The 19,281-nt window shown below is 54.8% G+C and carries 19 protein-coding genes; 5 read left to right on the forward strand and 14 right to left on the reverse strand.

Going from position 1 to position 19,281, the window contains the following annotated elements:
- The first annotated feature begins 63 nt into the window (after window positions 1-63).
- The gene (locus MKY74_RS33165) at window positions 64-657 is read left to right on the forward strand and encodes a hypothetical protein (RefSeq protein ID WP_076176782.1); all 594 of its coding nucleotides are present in this window, start codon (window positions 64-66) and stop codon (window positions 655-657) included.
- 384 nt (window positions 658-1,041) lie between these two features.
- Here MKY74_RS33165 and corA read toward each other — a convergent pair whose 3' ends face one another.
- The 4 genes from corA to MKY74_RS33185 form a co-directional block, all read right to left on the reverse strand.
- Window positions 1,042-2,001 carry a magnesium/cobalt transporter CorA gene (gene corA / locus MKY74_RS33170; protein WP_076176783.1) on the reverse strand — a complete coding sequence of 320 codons (960 nt, stop codon included), beginning with the start codon at window positions 1,999-2,001 and terminating at the stop codon, window positions 1,042-1,044.
- A gap of 220 nt (window positions 2,002-2,221) precedes the next feature.
- Window positions 2,222-3,211 carry an inorganic phosphate transporter gene (locus MKY74_RS33175; protein ID WP_076176784.1) on the reverse strand — a complete coding sequence of 330 codons (990 nt, stop codon included), beginning with the start codon at window positions 3,209-3,211 and terminating at the stop codon, window positions 2,222-2,224.
- A 16-nt stretch (window positions 3,212-3,227) separates the two neighbouring features.
- Window positions 3,228-3,842, reverse strand: coding sequence for a DUF47 domain-containing protein (locus MKY74_RS33180; RefSeq protein WP_076176785.1), 615 nt, complete (start codon window positions 3,840-3,842; stop codon window positions 3,228-3,230).
- A gap of 229 nt (window positions 3,843-4,071) precedes the next feature.
- On the reverse strand, window positions 4,072-5,184 hold the full coding sequence (locus MKY74_RS33185; RefSeq protein ID WP_076176786.1) for a DUF3048 domain-containing protein: 1,113 nt from the start codon (window positions 5,182-5,184) through the stop codon (window positions 4,072-4,074).
- 482 nt (window positions 5,185-5,666) lie between these two features.
- Between MKY74_RS33185 and MKY74_RS33190 the strand changes: the two genes are divergently transcribed.
- Window positions 5,667-6,212, forward strand: a complete 546-nt coding sequence (locus MKY74_RS33190) for a DoxX family protein (RefSeq protein WP_076176787.1) — start codon at window positions 5,667-5,669, stop codon at window positions 6,210-6,212.
- Between the two features lie 240 nt (window positions 6,213-6,452).
- Here the strand turns inward: MKY74_RS33190 and MKY74_RS33195 are convergent, their stop codons facing one another.
- The 3 genes from MKY74_RS33195 to MKY74_RS33205 form a co-directional block, all read right to left on the reverse strand.
- Complete coding sequence (locus MKY74_RS33195; RefSeq protein ID WP_076176788.1) at window positions 6,453-7,235, reverse strand: DODA-type extradiol aromatic ring-opening family dioxygenase; 783 nt, start codon at window positions 7,233-7,235, stop codon at window positions 6,453-6,455.
- 180 nt (window positions 7,236-7,415) lie between these two features.
- The gene (locus MKY74_RS33200; RefSeq protein WP_076176789.1) at window positions 7,416-8,246 is read right to left on the reverse strand and encodes an alpha/beta hydrolase; all 831 of its coding nucleotides are present in this window, start codon (window positions 8,244-8,246) and stop codon (window positions 7,416-7,418) included.
- A gap of 121 nt (window positions 8,247-8,367) precedes the next feature.
- On the reverse strand, window positions 8,368-8,844 hold the full coding sequence (locus MKY74_RS33205; RefSeq protein ID WP_076176790.1) for a hypothetical protein: 477 nt from the start codon (window positions 8,842-8,844) through the stop codon (window positions 8,368-8,370).
- A 258-nt stretch (window positions 8,845-9,102) separates the two neighbouring features.
- On the opposite strand from MKY74_RS33205, the gene MKY74_RS33210 reads away from it, so the two are divergent.
- The gene (locus MKY74_RS33210; protein ID WP_256992987.1) at window positions 9,103-9,225 is read left to right on the forward strand and encodes a hypothetical protein; all 123 of its coding nucleotides are present in this window, start codon (window positions 9,103-9,105) and stop codon (window positions 9,223-9,225) included.
- Window positions 9,226-9,305: 80 nt separating this feature from the next.
- Complete coding sequence (locus MKY74_RS33215; RefSeq protein WP_076176791.1) at window positions 9,306-9,971, forward strand: DUF1129 family protein; 666 nt, start codon at window positions 9,306-9,308, stop codon at window positions 9,969-9,971.
- Window positions 9,972-10,137: 166 nt separating this feature from the next.
- Here MKY74_RS33215 and MKY74_RS33220 read toward each other — a convergent pair whose 3' ends face one another.
- Window positions 10,138-11,349, reverse strand: coding sequence for a chromate transporter (locus MKY74_RS33220; RefSeq protein ID WP_076176792.1), 1,212 nt, complete (start codon window positions 11,347-11,349; stop codon window positions 10,138-10,140).
- 280 nt (window positions 11,350-11,629) lie between these two features.
- Between MKY74_RS33220 and MKY74_RS33225 the strand changes: the two genes are divergently transcribed.
- Window positions 11,630-12,571: a hypothetical protein gene (locus MKY74_RS33225; RefSeq protein WP_076176793.1), complete on the forward strand. Its 942-nt coding sequence runs from the start codon at window positions 11,630-11,632 to the stop codon at window positions 12,569-12,571.
- A 246-nt stretch (window positions 12,572-12,817) separates the two neighbouring features.
- Here MKY74_RS33225 and ilvA read toward each other — a convergent pair whose 3' ends face one another.
- The 6 genes from ilvA to MKY74_RS33255 all read right to left on the reverse strand — a co-directional run bounded on the left by ilvA (window position 12,818) and on the right by MKY74_RS33255 (window position 19,269).
- Window positions 12,818-14,050, reverse strand: coding sequence for a threonine ammonia-lyase IlvA (gene ilvA / locus MKY74_RS33230; RefSeq protein ID WP_076176828.1), 1,233 nt, complete (start codon window positions 14,048-14,050; stop codon window positions 12,818-12,820).
- Window positions 14,051-14,428: 378 nt separating this feature from the next.
- Window positions 14,429-15,916 carry a PH domain-containing protein gene (locus MKY74_RS33235; RefSeq protein ID WP_167372952.1) on the reverse strand — a complete coding sequence of 496 codons (1,488 nt, stop codon included), beginning with the start codon at window positions 15,914-15,916 and terminating at the stop codon, window positions 14,429-14,431.
- The gene (locus MKY74_RS33240; RefSeq protein ID WP_076176795.1) at window positions 15,906-16,370 is read right to left on the reverse strand and encodes a PH domain-containing protein; all 465 of its coding nucleotides are present in this window, start codon (window positions 16,368-16,370) and stop codon (window positions 15,906-15,908) included. The genes MKY74_RS33235 and MKY74_RS33240 overlap by 11 nt, the downstream gene beginning before the upstream one ends.
- Window positions 16,367-16,999 carry a TetR/AcrR family transcriptional regulator gene (locus MKY74_RS33245; RefSeq protein ID WP_076176796.1) on the reverse strand — a complete coding sequence of 211 codons (633 nt, stop codon included), beginning with the start codon at window positions 16,997-16,999 and terminating at the stop codon, window positions 16,367-16,369. The genes MKY74_RS33240 and MKY74_RS33245 overlap by 4 nt, the downstream gene beginning before the upstream one ends.
- 566 nt (window positions 17,000-17,565) lie before the next feature.
- Window positions 17,566-18,123, reverse strand: a complete 558-nt coding sequence (locus MKY74_RS33250) for a flavodoxin family protein (protein ID WP_076176797.1) — start codon at window positions 18,121-18,123, stop codon at window positions 17,566-17,568.
- Between the two features lie 42 nt (window positions 18,124-18,165).
- Window positions 18,166-19,269: a GerAB/ArcD/ProY family transporter gene (locus tag MKY74_RS33255; protein WP_076176798.1), complete on the reverse strand. Its 1,104-nt coding sequence runs from the start codon at window positions 19,267-19,269 to the stop codon at window positions 18,166-18,168.
- Between the last annotated feature and the right edge of the window lie 12 nt (window positions 19,270-19,281).

Raw genomic sequence — 19,281 nt, forward strand, 5'->3', positions numbered from 1 at the left:
CATACATTATGTTTGCCCAGCACATACAGTATAGTAAATCATTCCAAAAAGGAAAGTGATATCATGCCTGAGCATTACTACCATAAGTCAAAGGCAAAGCCCAAAGCTGACCACCGCTCGCTGAACGAATTTGCCTCCCCATATCCACCGTCCCCGTATCCCGGCATTCAAGGCTATCCGGACTTTGGAGCACCCGGCGGATTACCCGGAGGCGCTCCCGGGTTTGCGCCTTATTACGGACCTGAAGGATTGGCAGGTACGGCGGAGATCATCCCGCCAGTATCCGCAGCCGCTTCGGCTGCTCCCGCGGCAGCTGCAGCCGCAGCCGCCGCTCCGGTCGCTGCCGCAGCCGAAACCGCCAAAACCGGCTTCTCCCTCGCCCAGCTCGGCGACCTCAAGGGACTGATCGACCGGGTGGGCGGCATCGACGGCATTGTGAACTCCGTCGGCAAATTCCAGAAGGTGATGACCGGTATGCAGCAGATCGCCCCGATGTTTAAACTGTTCGCGGGTCTCGGTAAAGGCAAAACCAACAGCAGCAATGATGGCGAGTACAGACCGCGCCGGAGAAAGAAGTCCAAGAAATCGTCTTCCAAGAAAAAATCGTCGTCGAAGAAGAGCACGTCGAAAAAAACATCCAAGAAGAAGCGCAGCTGACGCTTAAAAATCCACTACCATTGCCGTTTAAGTGTCGAACGAAGCCTTCGTTGGTGCGATGAGCCGGTGTCATGAACCGTGCCATATCGTACCTCTTGCCCTATCGTACTCACCATTCAGAGTATCGATACCCTCATGTCGCCCATTTTACCGGAAGAATAACGATGATTCCCTCTTCGCCACCATATCATGGCCAAAGAACATACAAGCGCCAGGTCCCAGCGCAGAAGTCTCTCCACTTCCGTGCTTGGCCTGGCGCATTCCGTTCTACCACACGTTCTCTTGTCCTGCCGCCCGTTCTACATTAACATTCAATTGGCATGAGGCATTCCGTTCTGCTTTAACCTCCTCTTGGCCTGACGCAATCCCAGATAATCCTTCCCCCTATTTGAACCATCCGCGCTTCGTGAACCACAGCACCATGCCCGCCCCCAGCAAGAACATGAGCAGCATGACGGCGGGGTAGCCGTACTTCCAGTTGAGTTCGGGCATATTGACGAAGTTCATGCCATAGATGCCGGCGATGAGCGTCAGCGGCATGAAGATGACGGTAATGACCGTCAGCGTCTTCATGATCGCGTTTGCCCGGTTGGAGTTGAGCGAGATGTAGCTGTCGCGCAGGTCGGCAGTCATTTCGCGGTCGGCCTCGATCATGTCGGTCAGCTTGAGCAGATGGTCGTAAATATCGGCAAAATACACTTTGTGCTCGCTGTTGTTCTGGACATGCTGGGAGTTGACGACCCGGTACAGCAGATCGCGCATCGGCACGATCGTCCTCCGCAGCTTCAGCAGCCGGCCGCGCAGGTCGAACACCTGGTTCATCAGCTCCTCGACCGACTCTTTGCCGCCGCGGTTCTCCAGGTCGGCCAGCTCATCCTCGATTTTGTACAAACTCGGAAAATAGCGGTCCACCAAGTGGTCCATGATCGTATAGGCGCAGGATACCGGGCCGCGCGCCCAGATTTTGCGGTCATGGGCATGCTGGAGGATCTGCTCCCAGGCGTCGTCGACGACCGGCAGCTCTTTGAGATGAAAGGACACGAGCAGGTCGTGCCCGAGGAAAAGGTCCACCTCATCCACCCCGAGCGTATCGGGATCGAGCGCGTGCAGAACGAAGAACTGCAGATCCTCGTACATATCCAGCTTCGGCCGCTGCAGCACATGCATGCAGTCCTCGACCGCCAGCGGGTGAAAATGAAAATACGTATGTAAAAGGGCGGATTCCTCTTCGGTCGGACCGTTGAAATCCACCCACATCCAGGCATAGTCCTCCATCCGGGCTTCTTCCAGCGAAATTCCCGTCAGCACCTCATGGGTATGGGTAATGGCAAGCGTGCGTATCATCGGCGTTCAGCGAAACTCCCCTCTAGCGGCTTATGTTCCGGCTCCGGCAGAATCGGAGCACTTCTATATGTATGTTCTGATCTATCTTAGTATTGTACAGCATCCGTTCGAACGAAGTCACGCCGGCGATGTTTTTGCGCAACAAAAAAGCCAACCCTTTGACGATTGGCCCCCACTCTACTCCAAATGTGTACATCTATATATATGAGATTAACCAAGATTAGAAAAAGATTTTAAAGATAATGCCCGCCAGCACCGCTGAAATCGGAATGGTAATGAACCAGGTGATGACGATTCTTCCGGCCAGCGACCATTTTACTTCGGAAAAGCGCTTCGCGCTGCCCACGCCTAAGATCGCAGACGTAATTGCGTGCGTCGTACTGACTGGCAGGTGCAGGAGCGTTGCCGTGAAGATGACGGAAGCGGACGAGAAGTCTGCCGCAAAGCCGTTGATCGGCTCGATTTTGAAAATTTTCGTGCCCATCGTCTTGATGATTTTCCAGCCGCCGATGGACGTGCCGAGCGCCATGGAGGTCGCCGCAGCGATTTTAACCCAGAGCGGAACTTCGAGCGTCTCCAGCCGGCCCGATGTCACAAGCGCCAGGGTGATGATCCCCATCGCCTTCTGCGCATCGTTGGTGCCGTGCGTGAACGACTGCAGCGCCGCCGTAATGATCTGCATAAACCGGAAGCCTTTATTGACCGTATGCGGACTGCGTTTGGCAAAGATCCACTTCAGAATCGTCATGACGATATAGCCGATCACAAATGCGATTAGAGGGGATAACAGCAAGCCTTCCACAATTTCCGTAAAGCCACTCCACTTGATATGGCTTGAGCCTGCTCCGACGTACACCGCTCCGGCCAGCGCACCGATGAGTGCGTGTGACGAGGAGGACGGAATGCCGAGCCACCAGGTGACCAGGTTCCAAATGATCGCCGCCAGCAGCGTGGCTATGACGACTTCGAGCCCGTTATTCAGCGTCGAGGGGTCGGTGACACTGCCGCCGATTTTCTTCGCGACGCCCGTAAACATAATCGCGCCGACAAAGTTCATGACCGCCGCCAGAAGGATCGCCGTCCGCGGCTTCAGCGCCCGTGTCGATACGGACGTGGCAATCGCGTTCGCGGTATCGTGGAAACCGTTGATGAAGTCAAACGCCAGCGCCAGAATGATGACTATGGTAAGTACAAATAATGATGTCTCCATGTGTCTCCAAAACCCCTTACGAGTTGCTCATAATGATCGATTCCAGCATGTTGGCCACGTCTTCGCAAGCGTCGGTGGTCGTCTCAAGGCGTTCGTAAATTTCCTTGCGCTTGATCAGCTCGATCGGATCGGTCACTTTCGCAAACAGCTCTTTAATACAAATGCGAAGCAGCTCGTCGCCCTGGTTCTCCAGGTCGTTCAGGCGGATCGTATATTCACGCATGGCCAGCAGCTTCTTCTGGGACAGCAGGTGGATCGCTTTCTGAATTTCATAAGCCGACTGACGGAGAATTTCCGCGAATTGCACGATATACTCATCCGGATCCGGGAGATGGTACATGTCGAAACGGGAAGCGCAGGCCTCCAGCCCGTCCATCACATCATCCATGGTGGTTGTCAGGTCCATGATGTCGTCACGTTCGATGGGCGTAATGAATGTCTTGTTGAGTTCTGTAATAATCGTGTGCGTGTAATCGTCACATTGCGACTCGAATCTCTTCATTTCGTTGGCAAAAACAAGCACATCTTGCAGATTGTCCACATGCTGGGCGAAATAATCGGCAGCCTGCACAATCGTATCGGCCATATTCTCCAGGGTTTGGAAAAATATGTCCTTTTTCTTCAATCTCATACGATAACCCCTTTACATAAGTTTGCATAAACACCGCAAAAACATGAGAATGACAACCCTTGTTATCTTATCAATCCGTCCTACGGTTTGTAAAGATAAGCGGCTTTCAATTTTAATGCAATGTAAACTCGCTGCCGAATTTATATATTAAACTTACCCATTCCCTGCCAAAATATCCGGTGAAGTGACAATTCCCGCAAGGATTCGCCATCCTTCCCCTATTTTTCCGTCATTTGAGAAGCTGTAGATGGCTGTCGAAAGATGGCGCATTCGGCACGATGTTAAAATACGTGGTTCCCGGGTAGAGCGGCACCTCTTGTCCGTCTTTTACAAAGCGGATGACATCCCCTTTGGCGCGCACCCACTTGCCCTCCAGCACCTTGCCCCGCTGCAGCAGCACGGCCTTCCCGCCGGAAGCTACATCGATGTCCAGCCGGCCCACATCGTCCAGCACCTTCTGGTCGGCACCCAGCACGATGACGTTCGCCGCGGTCAGCTGCTCGTTGTTGTTCAGGTCGATATGCGGCTTGCCGTTAATGAAGCGCTGATAGAGCTTGGTTGCGGTATCATATTTATAGGAAACTTTATAGTTCTGGAGCAAAAAGGTGACGTCGACGCCCGCAGCGTCCTCGCCCTCGGGAACGCTTTCGTCCGCCGGATCGTGAAAAGGATACGACTTCAGCTCCACATGCTCCGCGTATCCGCGCTTGTCCGCTCCCTCGCGCAGCTTATCCGCGCTCGAATACAGATTGTGCGGCGCCTTGCGGCTCTTGTCGCGCCAGAAGTACGGACCGGCGTTGCTGATCTCGTCCAGGTCCTCCTTGTGCTGGCGCTGGATGATCGCGTAGGCGTCGTTGCTGCCCCCGGCATGCACCAGCACGCCGCCGTAGCTCTCGCCCAGATCGATCAGATACGGGCGGATGCTGCGGATCGGCCCGATCGTCTCCTCGGCGCCCCGGCTCTGGAAGATGCCGATCAGCCGCGTGATCCCGCCCTCAGCCAGCACTTCATAGACGATGTCGGCCTGGCTCAGGCCCGACTGCGGCCGTGCCGCCGGCGCGTTGTTGATCATCACCGCCAGCGGCCTCTTGTCTGCCGGCTGCTCCACCGGCAGCCCGGTCAGCGGCGCCGTATAGGCCGCCGGCTCCTGCTCCGCTGCTTCCGGCGGTGCGGTCTCCTCCGGCGCCGGCTCGTCCTGCGCCGGCTGCTGCTCCCCAGCGGCGGGCGGCTGCGGCGCCTCCGCCGCTTTCTCGGTGCAGGCGGCCAAGAGCGCGCCGCTCAGCGTCAGGCACAGCAGCGTGCCTGCCAGCCTCCTCCAGCCTGTACTCCACGTATCGTTCATTCGCTTGGATTCATCCCTTCATCGTAAACTCCCGGTCATCCCCTGCTGTCTTTGTGTGGCTCGTCCACACATGCTTTCCTTCCATTTAATCACAAAAGGGCGGCATCTGTCTGTGTTTTCAGGCAGATTGGCGGGCCGACGGACTCGCACTAGCGGGCGTTTGATCCTGATCCCAAGCAGATTGACGGACCACACTACGGCGGACTACAGGCATAACCTGAGAGACACGCGAGGGATTGTACTCCGGGTACGGCTACACTGAAGGTTATTTATTTTTTCGACTTCCAAAACACCCGCTATTTCGGATAAATCCAGCTTAGCGTTTGAAGCTTAAACATAACTGAAATCTTTTTCCGTATTTTGTTGGATATGTGATGTATATCACAGTTGTTGTGAAATTTTTCACTTATAATAAAGACATCAAAGATGATCATCTTCCAAAAGCAACATAACCTAAAGAAAATAAAGGAGTGGAACAAATCATGTTCAACCATTGGCTTAGAAATCACAAAGTAGCAAGCTGGCTGCTGACCGTCGTCCGGATCTACCTGGGGTACAGCTGGATCAAAGGCGGTATCGAGAAACTGACCGGAGGCTTTGATGCCGGCGGATTCCTGCAGGGGGCGATTGCCAAGAGTACCGGTGATCACCCGGCCGTTCAAGGCTGGTGGGCTGCCTTCCTGGAACACGCGGCCCTGCCGGGCGTCAAATTCTTCAACGTCCTGATCCCGCTCGGCGAAACGCTGGTCGGCTTGGGGCTGATCCTCGGCACCTTCACCACCTTCGCCGCCCTGATGGGTATGGTGATGAACGCGGCGTTCCTCTTCTCGGGCACCGTAAGCACCAACGCACAAATGCTGCTGCTTGAAATGTTCATCGTCGTCGCTGCCGCCAACGCCGGCCGGATCGGTCTGGACCGCTGGGTACTGCCTTACCTCCGCGGCTTGTTCCACCGGCATCATGACGGCATGGATCCCACGCCGGCACCCGCACCAGGCATGAATGGCAAGAGCAAGGGCGCCGCTTAACTTCAGGAGCAAGCGGACGGCCCGCAACCAGCACCGTCCACTCGGCTGAAGCGCGAATCCCGCGAAAGCCGGATGGACGGATGCGGACCGCCGCTTTCCCCATATACTGTTTTTGAACGTTCCCCCGTTCAAACAAGAAACGAGCCGGCAAGGATGCCGGCTCGTTTATATTTTACAGGACTTTCGGCGCTCGCCGGTCCACTTCAATATGCAATCTTGCTTGCCAGCCTTCCGATCGGTTCAAGACCCGCCGAACATCCAGCAGTTCAGGCTGAGGCTTCCATATTGGTACGTCTGGATCAGCCGTTTGGCCTTCGCCTCGTCGCTTGCTGCGCCCATCGCGTAAAACAGCGGGGCAAAATGCTCGGTCCCGTAGGACGGAACGGCTTCGCGCGCATGCGGTGCTTTTTTGTCGTAGTTAAACAGCTCTTTCAGGTTCCAGGTCTCCAGATTCCGTGCAATCCATTCGTCGAATTCGACCGCCCAGGCTTCCGGTTCATCCGTCTGGCTGATCAGCCGCAAGTTATGAACGAGGCCGCCGCTGCCGATGATCAGAACGTTGTCCTGACGCAGCTCCTTCAGCATCGCGCCAATGGCGTACTGCTCCTCAGGTGACCGCCGTGAATCCACGGACAGCTCGATGACTGGGATGTCCGCGTTCGGGTACATTTTGCTCAGGATGACCCAGGCGCCATGGTCCAGGCCGCGTCCCAGAACGGGCTCGTAATGCAGGTTGCCTGCTTCGAACAGGCTGGCGATTCTTTGGGTGACGGCTGCCGACCCCTTAGCCGGGTAGCGGAGCTCGTACATCGCTTCAGGAAATCCGTAAAAGTCATGCATCGTATCGTGAGATTCGTCCACTGTCATCGATTGCTCAGGACTGTCCCAATGTGCCGAGAAGACGACGATGGCTTCCGGGGCAGGCAGCTCCCGTCCCAGTGACTCCAAAAACCGCGAGTACTCGTGATCCTCCAAAGCGAGCATGGGTGAACCGTGGGCTACAAATAGTGCTGGTAATGTCATCGATGTCAACCTCCACACGCCAGTATACGTTGCTGTTTCTATTGTACCGTGTATGCAGAGAGATTTCCAATTTCCGCCCGAACATACGGTCCGCCCGCCTGCCTTGGATCGCCGCCCCGCCTCGTTATCCACGCCTACCATACCCGGTGTCTGCCTGGGATAACCGAACCTCGTAACGTTCTAGATCATCCAATGCTGCCATTCCTGTTGAACGGCTTCCTGGTCGTTCAGCCACTCCTTCGTGCAGTGGATCACCTGTCTGCGGTGAGGTCCCGAGGAATACGTATGGTCCGCCTGGAAAATGATCTCCTTGTCGCAGCGCCCCTCGTTGCGCATCCAGAACACCTTTTGATACAGGAATGCATAGTCCACCGGGATGGTGTCGTCCGACGTTCCATGGATGATGAGCACGTCGCCGCCGAACTTCACCGCTTCCTGCAGCGGCTGATACTGGCCGAGCGAGTCGAAGAATCCCGGGGTGAAGTCATAACCCAGGTAATCCGAGTACCCGGATTTCACCGCGGTATCGTACACGTCTCTGCCGGTGATTTTCAAAATATCGCTGAGCGGATATCCGACCGACGACCACAGCACCAGGCTCTTGACGCGGCGGTCGCGGACAGCCGTCAGGATGGCCACCACACCTCCCAGGCTGTGCCCGATCAAGGTTACGCGCGTCGGATCGACATCCACGCAGCTCATGCCGTAATCGAGCACCGTCCGGGTCTGGGCGATCATGGACTCCAGCCCTTCCATCCCGTAGCTCCCGCTGCTCTCGCCGCATCCGGCATAGTCAAAGCGCAGCACCATGTATCCTTCCCGCGCCAGCTCGCGCGCGGTCTTCACGAACAGCCGGTCCACGCCGATCCGGCTCCCGACGAACCCGTGGCAGATGATCACCAGCGGGACGCGGTCTTTGCTCCGGCCTTCCTTGCCTTCCTGTTTCACCGGATAATGCAGGCTCGCCGCCAGCTCCTCCTGTTCGTGCCGGATCGTAATATTCCGCTCCATCCTAACTCCCCCGTCCCCATAAAATTTATATATTGATAATTCCGATAAGTTTAATGTGATATCGGAATTTATCTTATCACCGCGGGGTGGAGAGTGTCAATTGAAAAAGCGGCTTATGCCTCTATTCGTAACTGCGGCGGAACATCGAATGGGTTTCCTCCCGGCCTTCCCAATCGGTCAGCAGGCTGTTCTCCGGACTTACTTCCAGCACGTTCTGCGGATGCTGGCTGCCGTGCTCCTCCTTGGACTCGGGTTCATTCAGCCAGCCGTAAGCTTCGATCGGCTCCTCGGCCATTTCGCTCGTGAATTCGCCCGCCGTCCGAGGCCCGATTCCGTTATCTTCGGCTGCCGGACCTACGCCCCGTATGCCGTTGCCGACATCGACCGGGCCAACGCCGCGAAGCTCTTGATCGCTGATGCGATTCGCTTGCCCTGCCTGCTGCCCGGATACAGACGGCTGCCCGCCTTCTTCTCCCTTAGTCCGCGCCTGTTCGGCCGCTGGTTCGGACCCGTTCAGTGACCCCAGCGCGGCCATTTCCACGATCCATCCTCTGCTCTTGCTGTCCCACACATATTTCTGCTTAAAGTTGTCGCTCACGACAAGGTCACCCCCTGGTCAGATAAAATTTTTGATGCATATTGACCTATTGTCACGCGCATCCGGGCGGATTATTCGGGGGTCGTTAAATGTTCACAAAATTGCGAAAGACGGGAGACTACTGCTGGGCTGTGGAGCGTCGCTGTGGAGCGTTGCTATGGACCATCGCTGCGCCTCATATCCCCTTGCCTGCATGGAAAACAGACGCGCGGCAGAAACTAGGTCTACTTATCATTTTCGCGAGGGGATGGATCATCCATGTGGGACCATGTCATGACGTTTGCCCAGGAAAAACCGCTGTCGATCGTCCTGATCGTCTGCGTCATTATCGCCATCATTTATGTGGCGGTGCACTATGAAATGCTCTTTTTCAAGGAATAGAGGGCCGGTAACCCTTGAGGGCTGCCTTGCAAACGGCCGGGGCTGTTCCTATACTTGTGGTATATGGAGGAGCGTACAGAATGACGATCAAGCAAATGATTCAAGAGAATAACCGGCTGCGCGAACGCATGACCCCGGCGAACCGGGATTACGTGGAGGATGTCATCATCGCGGTGCGGAGCACCCGGGCCGACCGGCAGCAGGCCGAGAAGAAGCTGCTCGAAGTGGCTTCGGACGTGCTGAAGGCCCAGGAAGCCGGCCGCACGGCATCCCAGCTGTATGGCGAAGATCCGGCGGCCTGTGCCCGCAGCATCGCGGATGCGCTGCCGAAGCGTAAAGCCATCGAGGGAGCCGCCTATTACATCATGATTCCTTGGGCGGCGTTCACATTTCTGTTTTTGGTCGAGGCGGTGTTCGGACTGGTCGCCGAATGGAGCGGCTATGCAGGGGAACCGATCAATCGGATCAGCCTGCTGGCGCTGATCGTGTTGGCCGCAGGCTCGATTCTGCTGACCGAGCTCGTCACCAAGACCCTGAATAAACCGGGCAGCGATGAGGGCTCCAGCAAGCCCAAGATCGATTTAAAGGCGATCGGGGTGTATTTGATCATCCTGATCATCGTCATGATCATCGGGTTCTCAATGCGGACCATGCTGCCGGTCTTCACTGTCAACCCATGGGTAAGCCTGGTGATCGGATTGGTTGGGCTGGCCGGGCTACGTTTTATCTTTCTAAGAAGAGGCTGATTCGGCAAACGAGGTTGGCTGGACAAAGCGCCTTGGCCCCATATTTGCGGATAGCCCGAACATAGTGAAAATCCCCTTTAAGCAGGCATGTGCTGAATGGCAGCGCTGCGCTTGCTCGAAGGGAATTTTTCGTTTTTGGCTATATACGGCAGCCTCTAAGATCCACTCATATCCATCCGATAATCATTCCGGCTAACGCACCGGCAAGAACGACAACCCAAGGCGGGAGCTTCCAGAAGACAAGCAGAATAAATAACAATAGAGCCAAGGCAAAATCAACCGGTGCCGTAACAGCCGTCGTCCAGATCGGAACATAGAATGCCGCTAACAAGATGCCGACCACGGCAGCGTTAATCCCAATTAGCGCACCTTGCACCCTGGGGCTGTTACGGAGGCCGTTCCAGAACGGCAGCGCTCCGGCAACCAGCAAAAAAGCAGGCAGGAAAATCGCCACTGTCGCTACCATTGCACCTGTGATTCCGCCGGCCATCGCCCCGAGGTACCCTGCAAAAGTAAACAGCGGTCCGGGAACGGCCTGCGCCGCCCCATAGCCGGCAAGGAAGTCTTCCGGATTCACCCACCCCGTCGGCACCACCTCGCGCTCCAGCAAAGGCAGTACGACATGTCCGCCGCCAAACACCAATGACCCCGAGCGGTAGAAGCTGTCGAACAGGGCAAGCCATTGGATGTCAAACGTTTGTCTTAGGAGCGGCAGCGCAGCGAGCAGGCCGAAAAACAGAACAAGGCAGCCGATCGCGAAAGGTTTGCCCACCGGCATCCGCAGACTTTGGCTGCCAGGATCCGGACCCTTTTTGTACAGCCACAGTCCTAGTATTCCAGCTGCGGCAATGATGAGCACTTGAGTATAGGCTGTCGGCCATAGTAACACAAGGGCAGCAGCGCCAACGGCGATCGTGACCCGGGATCGGTCCGGGGTCAGCTTTTGGCCCATGCCCAGCACAGCCTGAGCGACAATAGCGACAGCCACGATTTTAAGCCCATGTATCCAGCCTGCATTTGCGATATCGAAGCCTTGAAGCAATAAGGCGAACAGAACCAACACGATCACGGAAGGCAGCGTAAAGCCTAACCAGGCCATCACACCGCCCCACAGGCCCGCCCGGAGGATGCCAATCCCGATTCCGACCTGGCTGCTTGCCGGACCGGGCAAGAACTGGCAGAGGGCCACAAGATCCGCATAGGCTTTTTCGTCCATCCACTTCCTGCGCCGGACGTATTCGTCATGGAAGTAACCCAGGTGGGCAATCGGACCGCCAAAGGAGGTCAGGCCTAATTTGGTGGAGACGCGAAGCACCTCCCAGAGTGAGCCTGATTTTGCATTAGTAGCTTCTAAGGTTTGTTGTGGTTCAGGGTTCACGCCAATCGCTCCCTAACGTTATTTATACGGTGCTTGCTGCCGGCAAATCAAATCCATCATAAACGTTATATGTTGTATGTAGATTAATGGAATATCAAAAAATTCAAAACAAGTGAGTAAAAATACGAATCCCTGATATTTAGTTCTACGGAATACTGTGAAATTCCCCTGTCACCAAAATCAATCGCTAAAAGTTTACAAGTCGGAAACAAGTTGAGATCAAAGCGAAACAACCTTCGGGTAATATGTTCATATACCAAACAGGAGGTTGAACACACCTATGAAAAAAACAGTTACCGCGGCCACAGCCGCTGCCCTTATGATTGCCCTTACCTTGCAAACCGGAGCCGGAGCGGTTCATGCCGCCACCGCGCAGCCTGCCGCTACCAAATCGGCAGTTTCTGCCGACGTCTCGGCCAAAACGAAGCACGCCAACGCCATTTACAACCACATGATGGAGCTGCTGAAGAAACCGGCGAAGCAGGCGGAAGCACTGGCCTACATGGAGAAAAACATGTATCAAGTAACGCCGTATCAAGCGATGCTGATGGCTCTCAAGATGGAGAATGCCGAAAACGCCAATCTGGAAGCATGGAACCAGAAATTTTACAAAGACAATGTACAGCGCAGCCTCATGAAGCTGATGAAGCAGGGCGACGACCTGACTTCCCTGATCAATAAGACGAGCGACAAAAACCTGAAAACCCTCTTCAAAGGCGCCCGCGACAGCGGCTATCGTCTCGAAACGGCTGAAGGCATGTTCTACCTGGTGCTGGACTACCCGCGTTTCCAGAAGGTTCGCCCTTACGTAACCAACGATATCAAGAGCTATATCGATATCATGACGGCGGAGACGAAAAACCGCTTTGCCAACGATGCGGCGCTGTCGATCAGCTGGCAGGAAGTTATCAAGCGTGCCCAGACCCAGGAAGCATTCGTAAAGTCGTATCCGAAATCCAACCGTGTGACCCAGGTCAAAGCGCTGTACCAGCTGTACCTGTCCATCAGCATGAACGGCCTCAACAACACGCCGATGTTCGACTATGACAGCAAGAAAATCGATCCGAAGGCCAAAGCCGCGCTGGAAGCTGCCGTCAGCAAAGGAAACCCGGCCACGAGCGGCTACCTGAAACGCATCAAGGGATTCCTTGACGTCGTGAACAAAAACAAAGACACCCTGACGCCGGAAGTCCGGAACTACATCAATTCCGCGCTGAAATAATGCCGCTCGTTCATCAGACGAAACTTTTATCGGCTGAATCATCAACCGGATAAAAAATCGTCTATCGACGTACATTCTCCGAAGCTGATCATTTGTCATATTTAAAAATAGAAAAGGGAGACCGCTGCGATGGTTGCAGGGTCTCCCTTTTTGTAGTTTGGGTGGGCGAAAGCGGATTGCTCCCACGTTGGCACGGTGCACCAAGGGGCGAGAATATCAGCATCCGCCGCCGGGGATCGGCCGCTATTAAATCAGCATGTTATACAGGCTGGAATCCTTGTTCAGCTCCGTATATTTGAGACCTTTCCGGTTCATGCGCTCGATGAGCGGCTCATAATCCTCGCGGCTGTTCAGCTCGATGCCGACGAGCGCCGGTCCGTTCTCTTTGTTGTGCTTTTTCGTATATTCGAAGTTGGTGATGTCATCTCCCGGCCCGAGCACGTCCTCCAGAAATTCGCGGAGCGCGCCGGAGCGCTGCGGGAAATTGATCATAAAGTAGTGCTTGATGCCTTCGTACATGAGCGAACGTTCCTTGATCTCCTGCATCCGGTCGATGTCGTTGTTGCCGCCGCTGATGATGCAGACGACCGTCTTGCCGCGGATTTCATCCCGGTACAGGTCCAGCGCCGCGACCGGCAGCGAGCCTGCGGGCTCAACGACGATTGCATTTTCGTTGTACAGCTCCAGGATGGCCGTGCAGGCTTTGCCTTCCGGCACTTTGACGACGTCGTCCAGCAGGCGCGAGCAGATGTCGTACGGGGTGTCGCCCACCCTTTTCACGGCTGCTCCGTCGACGAACTTGTCGATCTCGTCCAAGGTAACGACGCCTTGCTGAGCCAGCGCCTCGCTCATCGATGCCGCGCCTTCCGGCTCGACGCCGATCACTTTGGTCGCGGGACTGACCGTCTTGATGTACGTCGCCACGCCTGCCGCCAGTCCGCCACCGCCGATGGTGACAAACACATGGTCTGCTGCCGAATCCAGGCTTTCCATCACTTCCATCGCAATCGTGCCGTTCCCTGCAATGATCTTAGGCTCGTCAAACGGATGGATAAACGTCATGCCCTCGCGGTCGCAGGCCTTGATCGCCTCTGCGTAGGCGTCGTCGAACGTGTCTCCGGTCAGAATGACTTCCACGTTGCTGCCGCCAAAGCGCTTGACCTGCTTCACCTTCTGGTTCGGGGTCGTGCTCGGCATGTAGATTTTCCCGTGAATATTCAGCGCATGGCAGGAAAAGGCTACACCCTGCGCATGGTTGCCTGCACTCGCGCACACGATTCCCTTCGCCATCTCCTCCGGCGACAGGCTGCGGATCATATTGTAGGCCCCGCGGATCTTGAAGGAACGCACGACCTGCAGATCCTCCCTTTTCAAAAACACGCTGCATTCGTATCTCGCCGACAGGACCGGGTCCCGCTGCAGCGGCGTCCGTACGATAACCTCCCGCAGCACGTGGTGTGCCCGGACGATATCTTCCATGCTGACGGTGCGGGGCTTGTCTGCCGCGCTTTCTCTTTCAGCGTTCACGACAGTGACTCCTTCGGCGCCAGCTGAAGGCTGGGCCTGCGTTTCCTTACCGGTATCTTTCATCTCTTGTTCTCTCCTCACTCCGCTAACCCTCTTTTTAAACGGACGTTTTTATATTACTCAGTAACTTAACGCTTTTGCGGCTTTTTTTCAAGAGGCTCTCTCCCGGCGGGCGCCTATTTTTGAAGATTATAGAATTTATAAAATTCAGCGAAGCTGAACCATTCTATAATCGCAAGAAAAACTTCAGCTAACCGCGGTCTGTCTTCTTTGAAAGTACGTCGATAGACGTTTTTCTTATGGCGTTTTTCGCGGTGGGAAGGCCATCAGCTACTGTTTTCCGGAAAGCCAATCGGTGAGCATGTCGACATCGGAGGCCGAGGCATGCCGCAGCGAAACTTTGTCTCCGGATTTACCGGATGCTACCGCCACTTTCAGCGTGGCCAGCTCTTTTCCCGCCTGGAATGGAGTCTGCGAGGTTTTGTGCCACTGTACCTTGGAGATCGGGATCAGCACGGTTTTCTCGGAAAAGCTCCCATAGCGGATGTGAAGCTGGTTCTCCTCCCGGCTCCAGGCCGCCCTCCGGTATTCCATTGATGACGCTGCCCAGGCAAAGAGGGGAAGAACCCATGCAAGCCACCGCCACACGCCGGGCGCGAGCAACCAGGCGGCTGCCGCCAGGATGATACAGATGAGAACAGGCAGCACGGTGTAAGAACGGTAAGATTTACGGCTGACCGGGTTCCAGGTCTGCGGCAGGCGGAAGCCGGGCAGAAAAGCTGCCATCCGCAGAGGAAGCTCGTCATAGCGGACAAGCGGAAACAAATCGACGGCCTTTTTCTCCTCATCCGAGCTGCCTGCGATGACCATTCGAACCGAAGCCCGGCGAAGCAGCTTGTGCAGCGGGTTCTGGGTGATGCGGATCGCCTGAATCCGGTGCGGCTTGATGACGGTTCTTTTTCTTTCCAAAACGCCCCGCTCGATGGTTAACGTACGGCCCTCGGCCTCAACCCGAAAGCCGTACTCCAGTAAGAAGGCGCCTGCAAACGCGAGCAGCCAGGAAAGGATCGCAAGGATGAAGATGAGTCCCGGGATTCCGAAGACCATCAGCCGCGGGGACAGCTGATCCCATACCGGCGTATCCCTCACCCATTCATCCCACAGCTTCAAGCCTCCCCCTACGATCACCATCCAGAGGATCGAGAATTTGCCGCTCGTTGTGCTTAGAATCAGCGTTTGGCCCAGTGACAGCCGCATGCTGTTCAGGGGAGTAGCGTTCGGCTGATCAGCGTGAACGAGGGAATCGCCGGACGTTTCGGACGCCGCTTTCTCCGGGTTTGCCATGCCGATCTCTCGCTGAATCCGGGCGGCTTCCGCGGCAGAAATCGAACTGAGCACGGCCTCCGGCTCATCTTCACCCCCGGACGTCTCCATTTCCAGGCGAACGAGCCCGAACATTCGATCATACAGGCTGACTGTGATATTCAGAGACTGAATGCGTTCCTTGGTGATCCATAGTTTTCGGCGGACCCACAGCCCGTGTTCCATATAAAGGACGCCGTCCTCCACCCGGTACACAAAACGGCGCCAGCGCAGCCAAGCGAACACGATCAGCATGACCGCAGCCGCCGCAATCACGCAAGCGGTCAGCACGATGCGGTCGATCTCTTTTCCAAATACGCGATGGATCAGAAAAATACAGAATGGAATTAAAGGCAGCAAGCCCGCCAATTCCTTCCCGGAATGAATCAGAAAGTACAGAATGGATACGGGATGCAGCCGCCGGTTGGCCGGCAAGGGTCCTGGATTAGAGTTCACCGTCCGTCCCTCCTGCCCAATCCGAAATCTGCTTGCGAATATTCTCAGCTTCTTGCTCTGACAATGCAGGAATGCGATGGCTGCCGGCTGCGGTGGAGAACGTGACGGTGGACAGTCCATAAATCTTCTGGATCGGCCCTTGCTTGGAATCCACATGCTGAATACGCACCATCGGGATTAACGTTTTCCTGCGCACCCAGACGCCGTGATTCAGCTCTACGTTCTTTTCCGTAATCTCATATCGCCAGTAGCGGTACAGCAAACCGGGCAGCACCGCCAGCTCAAGCACGATAAACAGCAGAACGGCGGCCGCACTCCATCCCGCAATCCAGACGGGCCAGCTGTAAGCCATTGTCAGCCATAGAAGCGCGATAATCAGCACGACACTGATCGCGCTGGCGATCCACCCTTCCATTCTTCGCGCTTTCACCGCCCTCGGATCGATCCGTTTCATGACTGCTCTCCTCCTTCCGCAGACGAATCCGCTGGATGAGAGGGACGGTGGACGGCCGATAGAAACAGGTTGGCAAGTTCCGCCGCGTATCCCGAAAGGTCCAGGCCGGGATTGACGAGCAGCTGGCTTGCGACGCCATCAATGGCGCTGCGGATGGCCGCTGCAGTCACACGAGTGGAGCGTTCGGTAAACGGCTTGAACTCCCCGGCCTCCTGCCCCCATCGCAATATTTCGATAAGTGGCTCCAGGATCAAGTCATCGGCGGCTCCTCCGAACCGAAGCTTTCCGTCCGCCGTGCGCGCATTCGTGACAACTTCCGTTAAAGCTACGATATAGTCACGGTGCCCGCCCATAAATTCTAGGTTCGATTCGATATAGGTCTTCAACATATCGCTAGGTGTCGTTTGTCCCTCGACTCGTGGAGACATGAAGCGTGCTCCGGCATCAAAGACCTCATGGACGATTTGCTCCATTAACTCATCCTTGCTGGCGAAGTGGTAGGTGAACACGCCTTTGCTTATACTGGCACGCTTGACGATTTGTCCCACCGAGGCCTGGGCGTAACCAAGCTCGGCAATCGTATGGATCGCGACCTCCACGATTTGCTGCCTTCTCTTCGATTGTTCCATTGACTCCCCCGCCCCCTATTGGAGTTCAGCTGCTTCGTAGATTCTAACAAATCGTACGACTGTACTAATTAGTTTAGTACGGGTGTACTAAGTTGTCAATATCCAAACCGTTGAGGCAGTATGGATCCGCCAGAAAATTGGTGACTGGGGCAACTAAGGGCCTATACTGCTTGAAGACCTCACTATCATGATGCATGAAATGTGTGGATTTGTTTTGATGGGTAAGCATAAAAAAAGCCCACCTTAAATGGGCCTTTTCTAAGTCTTTTATTCTCAGGTTAAACGTTACGTTAGCTCAGATGATGCGAATGAACATTTCGTTTGGTGAAGTACTAACCTTCGGGATTTTCCTGGTAGCGTTACTCACTTACATCGATAAACGAAAATAACCCACTCTTAAGGTCGGCACCTAAGTGGGTTATTTTCAAGGTCAAGCTTGATCCTGGAGGGAAATCCCACTCAAGATGTTTGTGCTAGGGAGTAGCCTGGGCCGGCTGCTCCTTATTTATTGTTATCTTAGCATACGGCAAGATATACCACAAGCTATGCAAATTGAAAAATATGACTTATTCTTGCACCTGCCGGATCAGACGGTCCCGGAGCTCATCCGCCAGCTTGATCGACGGAGTATCATGGATAACTGTCCCAGGCCGATTCCCCTCGCCCAGGATATAGCCCCCAAACTTTGTTCCGAAAAAGCCGAAAATATGCTGAAACTGCTGGATCAGCGGCAGTCCTTTCAGCTGTGGATCGTCGCCGCCGACCGCAATCACATAAGCGGTTTTGGACTTCATCGATTCCCGGAAATGCGGGCGCTGATCGTCCCTGAGCGTTTGGGACCAGCGATCGATAAAGTTTTTCATATGGCCCGACATGCCGTACCAATACACCGGCGTGGCAAAAATCACAGTATCCGCGGCCAGCACGCGGTCAATCAGCGCGTTGTAATCGTCGCCCACATCCTGAAACCCCTGCTCGGTATGTCGAAGATCCTCAATCGGTTGAACGGTATACTCTTTCAGCACAATCCGGTCCACGCCGGCAAATCCCCGGACGACCCGCTCGGTCAGAAGCTCCGTATTCCCGTCTGGACGCGTACCCCCATAAATGACAGTGATGCTCATCGTATTTTCACTCCTTGACGTTTAAAATGGAGCTGCCCGCATTCAGGTCTGCTCACTCCACCATTTTTTTGACCGTAATCTTAACATGGCCACGATCCCATAATACAACGGAATCAGCTCGATAAATATCCACACCAGCACCGTAATAAAGGAGAAATAATGCTTCTGGTAGGCAGACAAGTGGTAGGCGTAATAAAACGCAATCCCCGCCGAAACGAGCGTCAGCGAAGGGACGATGATTCCCTCTCCTCTACCTTTCGTAAAATAGGACATGCACTTGGTCCCGGCATATATCAAAAAGGAGCAATGGATCAGCATCGAAGCCGTCCATACCCCGATCATAAATGGGGCGGAGTTTTCCAACAGGCCATCGTCTATTTTACCTCGGATAATTTCGAGGAATGGATATTGGATCTGCTTGGCATAATGCGGACTGAAATTAAGCAGCGTAAACATCCAGCCTGACAACAAGACGAAGGAATTTCCAATCGATGCAACCGCCAGCTTGGCGAACGTCCCTTTGCCGAATGTAAATTCCGGAGCAAGAAACAGAAAGACCACCCACTCGCTCACGACCGAAAACGTAGCCATTGTGTTGCTGAAAAAAGTAGGCAGGTCAAAATAATGAAAAAAAGCCGGAAACATCTGCACACTGGCGTTTTCAGCATAAAAATAGGTGATCAGCAGCGTGGTTGCAAAGATCAGCAAAAAAAGGCCATCCGACATGTAGACAAGCGTTCTTGCCCCCAACCGGACGACGTAGAGGATCACGAGGCTGATAATGAGCTGGATGAACCAGGGCGGGGTTCCTTTCAAGTAATTGGTACCGAAAAACAAGACGAAGCTTTGGATATCGTAGGAGGCGTAGTACACCGTCCATGCAAGCAGCATAACAACGAAGGCTCCATGTATCCCTTTACCCATGATTCGGTTTCCGAAGGTGACCCAGGAGGAAGCCGGCTGAAGCTTGCCGACATAGACCACATAGAACAAAATGATGAAGCCCAGGAGGGAACCGAACACGATGCCCGCAATTCCTTGATAGCTTGACGTGGATACCAGCTCTGGAATAAGGAAGATGGACGCCTGGGAGTTAAAATAGACAAAGGCAAATCGGGCCAACCTCCAGTTGTTGTTTGAAGTCATTTCGCCTCGCTC

The organism is Paenibacillus sp. FSL R5-0378, assembly GCF_038009285.1.
Taxonomy (GTDB): domain Bacteria; phylum Bacillota; class Bacilli; order Paenibacillales; family Paenibacillaceae; genus Paenibacillus_AQ; species Paenibacillus_AQ favisporus.